The organism is Sandarakinorhabdus sp., from assembly GCF_031430775.1.
In the GTDB taxonomy this organism is placed as follows: Bacteria; Pseudomonadota; Alphaproteobacteria; order Sphingomonadales; family Sphingomonadaceae; genus Sandarakinorhabdus.
Genome location: NZ_JANPCD010000128.1, coordinates 1 through 8,357, shown reverse-complemented (window position 1 = coordinate 8,357; position 8,357 = coordinate 1). Strand labels below are relative to the sequence as shown.

At 65.7% G+C, this 8,357-nt stretch carries 10 protein-coding genes and 1 pseudogene; 7 read left to right on the top strand and 4 right to left on the bottom strand.

Translation table 11 applies throughout. The features are described 5' to 3' along the window. Positions 1-89 (bottom strand): fumarate hydratase C-terminal domain-containing protein (locus RMQ73_RS07990; RefSeq protein ID WP_310497600.1); only part of this gene is annotated, 89 nt, incomplete at its 3' end. Between the two features lie 28 nt (positions 90-117). On the opposite strand from RMQ73_RS07990, the pseudogene RMQ73_RS07985 reads away from it, so the two are divergent. The 3 genes and pseudogenes from RMQ73_RS07985 to RMQ73_RS07975 form a co-directional block, all read left to right on the top strand. Beyond that, a pseudogene (locus tag RMQ73_RS07985) lies at positions 118-492 on the top strand (fumarate hydratase C-terminal domain-containing protein); the annotation flags it as partial. Continuing rightward, positions 493-1,155: an HAD family phosphatase gene (locus RMQ73_RS07980; protein ID WP_310497599.1), complete on the top strand. Its 663-nt coding sequence runs from the start codon at positions 493-495 to the stop codon at positions 1,153-1,155. 80 nt (positions 1,156-1,235) lie between these two features. Beyond that, positions 1,236-1,754: a hypothetical protein gene (locus RMQ73_RS07975; RefSeq protein WP_310497598.1), complete on the top strand. Its 519-nt coding sequence runs from the start codon at positions 1,236-1,238 to the stop codon at positions 1,752-1,754. 7 nt (positions 1,755-1,761) lie between these two features. On the opposite strand, the gene RMQ73_RS07970 is transcribed toward RMQ73_RS07975, so the two are convergent. Next, on the bottom strand, positions 1,762-3,057 hold the full coding sequence (locus RMQ73_RS07970) for a serine hydrolase (RefSeq protein WP_310497597.1): 1,296 nt from the start codon (positions 3,055-3,057) through the stop codon (positions 1,762-1,764). Positions 3,058-3,158: 101 nt separating this feature from the next. On the opposite strand from RMQ73_RS07970, the gene RMQ73_RS07965 reads away from it, so the two are divergent. From RMQ73_RS07965 to RMQ73_RS07955, 3 genes are all read left to right on the top strand, one after another. Further along, positions 3,159-3,746, top strand: coding sequence for a pyridoxamine 5'-phosphate oxidase family protein (locus RMQ73_RS07965; protein WP_310497596.1), 588 nt, complete (start codon positions 3,159-3,161; stop codon positions 3,744-3,746). A gap of 127 nt (positions 3,747-3,873) precedes the next feature. After that, positions 3,874-4,806: a DUF808 domain-containing protein gene (locus RMQ73_RS07960; protein WP_310497595.1), complete on the top strand. Its 933-nt coding sequence runs from the start codon at positions 3,874-3,876 to the stop codon at positions 4,804-4,806. Positions 4,807-4,856: 50 nt separating this feature from the next. Beyond that, positions 4,857-5,435, top strand: a complete 579-nt coding sequence (locus RMQ73_RS07955) for a hypothetical protein (RefSeq protein ID WP_310497593.1) — start codon at positions 4,857-4,859, stop codon at positions 5,433-5,435. Here RMQ73_RS07955 and RMQ73_RS07950 read toward each other — a convergent pair. Then, on the bottom strand, positions 5,432-6,361 hold the full coding sequence (locus RMQ73_RS07950; RefSeq protein ID WP_310497592.1) for a neutral zinc metallopeptidase: 930 nt from the start codon (positions 6,359-6,361) through the stop codon (positions 5,432-5,434). The two genes, RMQ73_RS07955 and RMQ73_RS07950, sit on opposite strands and share 4 nt — an antisense overlap. Positions 6,362-6,370: 9 nt before the next feature. Further along, positions 6,371-7,237: a S1/P1 nuclease gene (locus RMQ73_RS07945; RefSeq protein ID WP_310497591.1), complete on the bottom strand. Its 867-nt coding sequence runs from the start codon at positions 7,235-7,237 to the stop codon at positions 6,371-6,373. Between the two features lie 200 nt (positions 7,238-7,437). Here RMQ73_RS07945 and RMQ73_RS07940 point away from each other — a divergent pair. Next, on the top strand, positions 7,438-8,357 hold a 920-nt coding region (locus tag RMQ73_RS07940; protein ID WP_310497590.1), incomplete at its 3' end, for a J domain-containing protein.

Here is an 8,357-nt window from a genome sequence, read left to right as displayed (position 1 = left end):
GCCGCCTTGTGCTTGCGGATCGACTCGATCGCCGCCGGGCCGCGCTCGGCCTTGCCGACCATCGCGATCAGCCCGGTCTTCGCCAGCATCGTCTCGGTGAACTTGTCCATGCGCGTCGACGTCGTCGGGCCGGCGGGACCGACCACGGCCACCCGCATGGACAAGTTCACCGAGACGATGCTGGCGCAGACCGGCCTGATCGCCATGGTCGGCAAGGCCGAGCGCGGCCCCACCGGCATCGCGGCCATCAGCAAGCACAAGGCGGCCTATCTTATGGCGGTGGGCGGCGCGGCCTATCTCGTTTCCAAGGCCATAAAGGCATCAAGGGTGGTGGCGTTCGAGGACCTGGGCATGGAGGCGATTTACGAGTTCACCGTGCGCGACATGCCGGTAACCGTTGCCGTCGATTCGCACGGCACATCTGTGCACCAGACCGGCCCGGCCGACTGGAAGGCGCGCATTGCGGCGCGCCGGGCGCTGGCACCTGCCTGAATGTTGTCCGTTCGCCCTGCCGGACTCGTTTTCGACATGGATGGCCTGCTGCTCGACACTGAAAGGTTGATCCGCACGGAGATGTTCGCGGTGATGGCGCAGGCCGGCCTGCCGATGACCGAGGATGATTTTGCGCAATTGATCGGTCGGCCCGAGCCGGCGAGCCGCACCATCATGCAGGCGAAGTTCGGCGCCGGCCTGGATTATGACGCCATGCGCCTCGCGGTGCGGGAGCGGATTTCGGCGCAATGGGGCCCCGTGCGACCGGTCAAGCCGGGCGCCGCCGCGCTTATCGAACAGGCCCGCGCCATGGGAATCATGTGCGCCGTGGCCACATCGTCGGAGCAGGCTCTGGCGCGGGCGCATCTGGGACATGCCGGATTGATCGCGGGCATGCACGTCATCATCGGCTGCGACGATGTCGTCATGGGCAAGCCGCACCCTGAGCCCTATCTCGCCGCGGCAGCCGCGCTGGGGCTGTCGCCGGGCGATTGCCTGGCGCTGGAGGACAGCCATAACGGTGTTCGGTCTGCTTATGGCGCCGGCATGCCGGTGGTCATGGTGCCCGACCTGCTGCCGGCCACGCCCGAAATCGCCGCGATGACGCAGGCGGTCGCACCTGACCTTATGACCGTCGGGCGCTGGCTGAGCGATGCTGCATGACGATACCCGCCATCTGGCCGTTCAGGCGGCAGAAAGACGCCGCCCGCCACACAGTCCTGGGTTATCGGGTGGAGACGGGGATGACGAGTTTCAGACGGCGTGCGTCGGCAATGGCAGTGCCACTGCTTGCGCTTGCGGCGTGCAGCAGCCCGCGCGGTTCGGCGCCCAGCTATCCGGTTCCCAGCCAGCAGGTGCCGCCGCCGATCGCCGTCGGACCGGTTGGCCCGTCCGACTCGGTCGCAGGACCGCAGCAGGTCTGGCATCTGCGGTCCGCGCTGAACGTCGCTGCGCTGGCCTGCCGCGAACGCCAACTGACAGATCACTACAACCGGCTGCTCAAGCATCACCAGGATCTGTTCGCCCAGGCCTATGCCGCCGAACAGGCCCGTTACCGCCACCAGTATGGCAACAGCTGGCAGACGGTTCAGGACCGTGAGATGACTCGCCTGTACAATCTTTTTGCCAACCAGCCGAGCCGGGGGCGCTTCTGCCAGGCCGCCGGCAGCATCACGGCGCGCGCTTTGGACACGCCAGCCGCCGATATGCCGCTGTTGGCCGCGCGCAGCCTGCCGGCGCTGGAAGGTGCTGGCGCCCGTTGAACCGCCGCTATTTTGCCCGCGCCAGGTGCGCCGTCAGCGCGTCATAGGCCGGGATAGTCACCGGGTTGATGGCGCGGTTCGTTGCCACCGGGTGACTGGCAAAGCGCGCGATGACCAATTCGGCCCTTTGGTCGATATAAATGCCCTGACCGTTGACGCCCATCGCCATCATCTGGCCGCCGGCGCGGTGCCACCATTGGCTGGCGTAGCTGCCGCCATCCAAGCCGGGGTATTTCGTATGCGCAAACGTCGCCGGGTCGCCGCCGCGTGCCAGTTGTTCGACAACCGCGGCGGGCACGATCTGCTGTCCCTTCCAGCGGCCGCCGAGCCTGATCATTTCGCCAAAACGCGCCATGTCACGCAGTGATGCGTTCATGCCGCCGCCGGCAAAGGCCGTGCCGCCGCCATCGACGATCAGGTTGGCATCCTGCTCCATGCCCAGTTTCGACCAGAAACGTGCTTCGATCTGGGCGGCGACGCTCTGTCCGGTGATCCGCTCGATGACCCAGGCCAGCACCATGGTGTTGGGCGTGCGATAGACGAAATCCCCGCCATGCGTGCCGTTCGCGGGGATGGACGCCGCCAGTGCATAGCCGCCATTTGGCCCGTCATAGCCCGGCGGGCGCGGCGCCAGGCCCGATGCAATGCTCATGCGCTGCACATCGGTCAGTCCGGTGGCGCCGGGAACATAATCTTCGCTGAAGGCGATGGCGGTGCGCATGTCGAGCACCTGCCGCAGCGTCGCATCGCCAAAGCCGCTGCGTGCCAGTTCGGGCACATAGCTGGCAATGGTGCGGGCCGGGTCGAGCTTGCCTTCGGCAATCAGTGATTCGGTGATGGTACCGACAAAGCTCTTGGTCACCGACATGGCCAGATGCTTGTCGGCCGGGCCGAGCGCGCCAAGATAGCGTTCATAGATGATGCGGCCACGGTGCAGCACGACAATCCCGTCGGCATAGACGGCATCGAGCGATTCCCGCCAGGTCATCGCCGTGCCATCCAGCGTTTTCAGGGGAATCGCATCGATGTCGCTGCGTGTCGCGCGGGGCAGGGGGCTGACGGCGCCGCTGCGGCGGATCGGCACGGTCGGCACCAGCGCAGCCATGTTGCTGAAGGCCCAGCGCGTGTTCGGGAACCGCCACATCGACGCATCGTCAAAGCGCACCTGCTTGTCGGCCGGGACCGGAAAACCCTGCATCAGGCCCAGCCGCACCGGGTCGGATTCGGTTGCGGTCGGCGGGGCGGCATGTGCCGTTGCTGCCGCCATGGCCGCGCCCATCAGTGCACCTTTGACCCCGCGCATATCGTTCCCCCGGCATTTATTGCGACACGGATGCTAGGCCAGCGCCGCTGCGACCGCTAGGGTCTTTGCCCCGCGTGTTTTTCTCGAAGGACCATATGTTCATGACCAGCCTTGCCGATGCGCTTGACAGTGCCTGGACCTTGCTGGTGCGCGGCGGCGCCGATCGGCGCAGCCCCATGCACACGCCCGTGGTGTCAAGCATTGCGGCCAATGGCTTGCCCGATTCCCGGGTGATGGTGCTCAGAAAGGCCGAGCGCGTATCGGCATGCTTGCGCTTTCACACCGATGCGCGCAGCCCCAAGGCGCAGGCGCTTGCAGGCGCGCCGGTCAGCATTCTTGCCTATGATTCCGGCGCGGCCATCCAGCTGCGCCTGTCCGGCTCGGCCCGCGTGCGCACCGACGGCCCCGACATCGACGCCATCTGGCACGCGTCCACGCCCTTTGCCCGGCGCTGCTACATGGTCGGCAATGCGCCCGGCTCGGTCCTGGATGCGCCCGGATCAGGGTTGCCGGCCGATGTCGAAGGCCGCTCGCCAACCGCCGGGGAATTGCTGCTGGCGCGGGCCAATTTTGCCGTGGTGATGATCGCAGTGACAGGCATCGACTGGCTGCACCTTGCCGCCAGCGGCCACCGCCGCGCCCGATTCTGCGCTGCAGACGGCTGGCAGGGATGCTGGCTGGCGCCCTGACAGCCAGACCGGTCTCAGCGACTTTCTGTTGCATCTGCGCCAAGCATCCGTTTTGCGCGGTGCTTTTCCTCGCTAAGGACGTTTACAGCGCATCGGCACGCGCAGCAGGGCATTTGGGGGAGCATTTGTGGCATCGGGACTTTTCGCATTGCTGGATGACGTGGCCGCAATTGCCAAGGTCGCAGCCTCGACGCTGGATGACACCGCCGCTGTTGCGGTCAAGGCTTCGGCAAAGGCTGCCGGGGTGGTCATCGACGATGCTGCCGTCACGCCGCGCTATGTCGTGGGCTTTGCCGCCGACCGCGAATTGCCGATCGTGGCCAAGATCGCGCGTGGTTCGCTGCGCAACAAACTCGTGCTGCTGTTGCCCGGCGCGCTGCTGCTCAGTTATTTCCTGCCCGCCGCCATCACGCCGCTGTTGATGGCGGGCGGCGCGTTCCTGTGTTTCGAAGGCGCCGAAAAACTATGGGAAAAGCTGTTCCCGCATGACGATGACCCCAGCGATGATGTCGCCGTCGATCCGGTGGAACAGGAACGCAATATGGTCGCAGGCGCCATCCGCACCGATCTCATCCTGTCGGCCGAAATCATGGCCATTGCGCTGGGCACGGTCGAGGCCGCACCGATCATGGAGCAGGCCGCAGCGCTGGTTGCGGTGTCGCTGGGCATCACCGCGCTGGTGTACGGCGCTGTCGCATTGATCGTGAAGGCCGATGATGCCGGCGTGCACCTCGCCCGCAGTCGCAGTATCACGATGCGCGGCATCGGACGCGGGCTTGTGGCGGGCATGCCGCCGTTTCTGGTCCTGCTCGGCTGGGTGGGGCTGGTCGCCATGCTGTGGGTCGGCGGCCATATCGTCATCGATGGCCTCAATGTCTTTGGTGCCGCGCTGCCGCATGAATTGCTGCACAGGGCCATGCACGCAGCCGAGCCGGGCGGCGGTGTCGCGGTGTGGTTTGCCGAGGCCGGCGGATCGGCGATTTTCGGCATCGCGCTGGGTGCGGCGATCGTCGCGGTGATGCATCTGGTTCCGTCGCGGCGAGGCAAGGCTGCACATTGACGATGGCCTGATGGCGTATTACTATGACAATACACTAAGGAGATTTTGCCATGCGCGTTGTTCGTCTTGCTGTTCCGATCATCCTCCTGTCCGCCGTGCTGGGCCTTTCCGCCTGCGGCGACAGCGCCGTTTCCGACAAGAAGAAAGAAAAGGGGGGTATCAGCATCGATTTCGATGATGACAAAGGCAAGGCCGGCAGCAGCGGCGGTTCCGTCAACATCGATGCCAACAGCGAGACCGGCGATGTGGCTGTCAGCATCCCCGGCGGCTTTTCGGCCAGGATCAACAAGCCCGGTGGCTTCGAGACGAAAGGCAAGTTCGATTTCGATGATGTCGGCACCTATCCGGGCGCCCAGTTCCGGGGCGTGAAAGTCGCCGCAAATACCAGCGAAGGCCATGACGATGCCAAGGTCGTGCTGCGATTCTCTGCGCCGGGCGATGCTGCTGCCGTGGCCGACTGGTATCAGAAAGCCTTTGAGGACAAGGGCCGCCGCGTCACCCGCAGCGGAGAGACTTTGACAGGCACCACCAGCGACGGCGAAGCTTTCACGCTCACAATGGCACCGTCGCCCGGCGGCAGCACCGGCGTCATCAACATCGTTTCAGACGGCAAGAAGGACGCGAACTAAAGCTGCCGCGCGGCGAAGGTATCGCAGGCCGAGATTTGCCCCGTATCAAAGCCGCGCCGGAACCAGCGCATGCGCTGCGCCGAAGACCCATGCGTGAAACTTTCTGGCACCACCACACCCTGCGCCGCCTTTTGCAGCGTATCATCGCCGATGGCCTGGGCCGCGCGCATGGCTTCCTCGACATCGCCGGCCTCCAGAAGCGTTTTATTGTCATGCCCCCAGACGCCGGCGAGGCAATCTGCCTGCAATTCCATCCTGACCTGCAACGCATTGCCTTGGGTTTTCGATGCGCTCGCCTGCGCCTTGCGGACCTGATCGGAAATTCCCAGCACGGTCTGGATGTGATGCCCGACTTCGTGCGCGATCACATAGGCGGCGGCAAAATCGCCGGGCGCACCGAACCGCCGCGACAGTTCATCAAAAAAGCTCTGGTCGAGATAGACGCGCTTGTCAGCCGGGCAATAAAACGGCCCCATCGCGCTTTCGGCGGCGCCGCAGCCTGACCGGACGGTGCCGGAAAACAGCACTAGGCGCGGTGGTTCATAGGGCTGGCCGACCTGTTCGGGGAACAGCCGGCCCCATGTGCGCTCGGTGGTGCCCAGCACCTGTGCCACGAACTTGTCGCCCTCACTGCGCTGCCCGGCTGGTGCCTGTATGGCCGGCTGCGGCTGGCCGATCTGTTGCGGCTGGCCCCCCTCTTGTTGATGACTGGCGTCGGGCGTGCCGCCGCCGCCCAGCAGCGTCATCGGGTTGATGCCGAACACCAGCGCCAGCACGACGACGATGGCGATGGTGCCCAGCCCCATCTTGCCGCCGCCCAGTTGCAGTCCGCCGCCGCCGCCAAGCGGCAGCTGGAAGCCGCCGCCGCCGCCTTGCCCGCGGCGATCTTCGATGTTGGCGCTTTCTTCCTCGTCGTCGAGCCGCATGGCTGCCCCCTATCGTCCCAAAGTCCGGTTGAGCATGGCTGCGATCCGCACGCCGGCCTGCGCTGCCCGCTGCCGCACCGCCGGTGTTGCAGCCGCAACATAGCTTTGGTCGATGTCGGCGCGCACGCCGGTTTGGCCGGGGCATTGGTCGGGCAGGTTGGCGATGCCGGTATAAACCCTTGTGCGCGAGATTTCCCAGCTTTCGCGCGCCCAGTCAGTGACGGTGCCTTGCGTCCACGCGGCGCGCTGTGCCGGCGTAATGGTGACCGGGCTGATCGCCGGCGGCTCGGTCAGCGCGCGTTCGGCCAGTTCGGTGTCCCAGATGCGGTGCAGGTTCATGCGCGGTGGCTCCTTGGCGCCATAGCGTGCCCGTACGTCATTGCCGCCGCGATCATCCTTTTCGCCAAGGTGCAGCGGCTGGTGCATGTCGCCCATGAAATGCACGAAAAACGCCAGCGCCTGCGCCCGCTTCGCCGGCCCGCCGCGCGTGTCGGCCAGTATTGCCAGCTGGCGCGGAATCTGCGCTGTCACGCAATTGCCGTCAGGGCATTTGGCGGCGATGTCGAACGGGCGGCACACGCTGATGTTCTGGTAATGCCAGGTCGAGGCAAAGTCGAAACGGTCGCCAAGACCGCGCACGCAATCGGCCCATACCGCGGCCTCTTCCAGATTGCCGAGCGGGCAGCCCGGCGTATCGACGCTGGCGCCGCGTGCCAGAATTGCACGCACGGCGGTGCGCGCCTTGGGCGTCAGCCCGGCCATGGCGATACGGCCGGTCAGCCGGTGCGCATAATCGCCCCAGGCCAGGGCAGGGGCGGGAAGGCCCAGAGTCAGAATCAGGCTGGGGGCCAGCATCAGGAGAATATTGCGTTTCATAGGCGGCATCATGGCGCAAACAACCGGTGCTGGCGATAGCAACAACTGATGCTGGCGGTCGCAACAACTGATGCTGGCGGTCGCCAGGGGGGCGGGCTATGGTCCGGCTTGCAAAATCAGTTCGTGTTGCACATCTGCGGCATGGATATCGTAAGACAACGCAATTCCTTGCCCAACTCTTGGAACGGTCCAGACAATCAATGCGTGATCCCTATCAGGTGCTGGGCGTGTCCCGAACGGCCAGCGAGGCCGAAATCAAAAAGGCATTCCGCACGCTTGCCAAGAACAACCACCCTGATCGCAACGCCGACAACCCGGCGGCGCTGGAACGGTTCAAGGAGGCCAATGGCGCCTATGAACTGCTGTCCGACCCGGTCACTCGCGCCCGCTTCGATCGCGGCGAAATCGGCCCCGATGGCCAGCCGGCCTCGCCCTTTGGCGGCGGCGGTTTTCGCGGCGCCAGTGACCCGTTTCGCGGCGGCGGCGCACGCGGCGGTACTCGCAGCGACGGCGCCAGCAACTCGGGCGGTTTTGATTTTGCAGCCGGCGCCGATGATTTGTTTGCCGATATTTTTGGTGGCCGCAGCCCGTTCGGCAATGGCGGCGGTTCTGGCAGTTTTCGCACCCAGCCGCGCGGTCCGGACGTGGCCTATCGGCTGACGGTGCCGTTCACCGATGCCGCCGCGCTGAAACCGCAGCGCGTGACCCTGCGTTCCGGCCGCGCCATCGAGATCAAGCTGCCCGCCGGGATCGAAAGCGGCCGCCAGGTGCGGCTGGCGGGGCAGGGCGAACCCGGCCCCGCCGGTCCCGGTGACGCGCTGGTAACGCTGGATATCGATCGGCACCGCGTCCTGGAACGTGACGGTGATGATATCCGGCTCGATCTGCCCGTGACGCTGGACGAGGCGGTGCTGGGCGCCAAGATTCGCATGCCGACCGCCGAAGGGCCGGTGACGCTGACCATTCCTGCCGGCACCTCGTCGGGCAAGGTGCTGCGCCTCAAGGGCAGGGGCTTCACGCGGCTTGATGGCACGCGCGGCGACCAGCTTGTCACGGTGATGATCAACCTGCCGGCCGATGATCCCGACCTCAAGGAATTCGTCGGCAAATGGGTCGATGG

Excerpts from the sequence above, each read along its gene's own strand:
- RMQ73_RS07950 (WP_310497592.1), bottom strand. The coding sequence starts at position 6,361 with ATGCGGCTCGACGACGAGGAAGAAAGCGCCAACATCGAAGATCGCCGC.
- RMQ73_RS07980 (WP_310497599.1), top strand. The coding sequence starts at position 493 with ATGTTGTCCGTTCGCCCTGCCGGACTCGTTTTCGACATGGATGGCCTG.
- RMQ73_RS07975 (WP_310497598.1), top strand. The coding sequence starts at position 1,236 with ATGACGAGTTTCAGACGGCGTGCGTCGGCAATGGCAGTGCCACTGCTT.
- RMQ73_RS07965 (WP_310497596.1), top strand. The coding sequence starts at position 3,159 with ATGACCAGCCTTGCCGATGCGCTTGACAGTGCCTGGACCTTGCTGGTG.
- RMQ73_RS07945 (WP_310497591.1), bottom strand. The coding sequence starts at position 7,237 with ATGAAACGCAATATTCTCCTGATGCTGGCCCCCAGCCTGATTCTGACT.
- RMQ73_RS07955 (WP_310497593.1), top strand. The coding sequence starts at position 4,857 with ATGCGCGTTGTTCGTCTTGCTGTTCCGATCATCCTCCTGTCCGCCGTG.
- RMQ73_RS07970 (WP_310497597.1), bottom strand. The coding sequence starts at position 3,057 with ATGCGCGGGGTCAAAGGTGCACTGATGGGCGCGGCCATGGCGGCAGCA.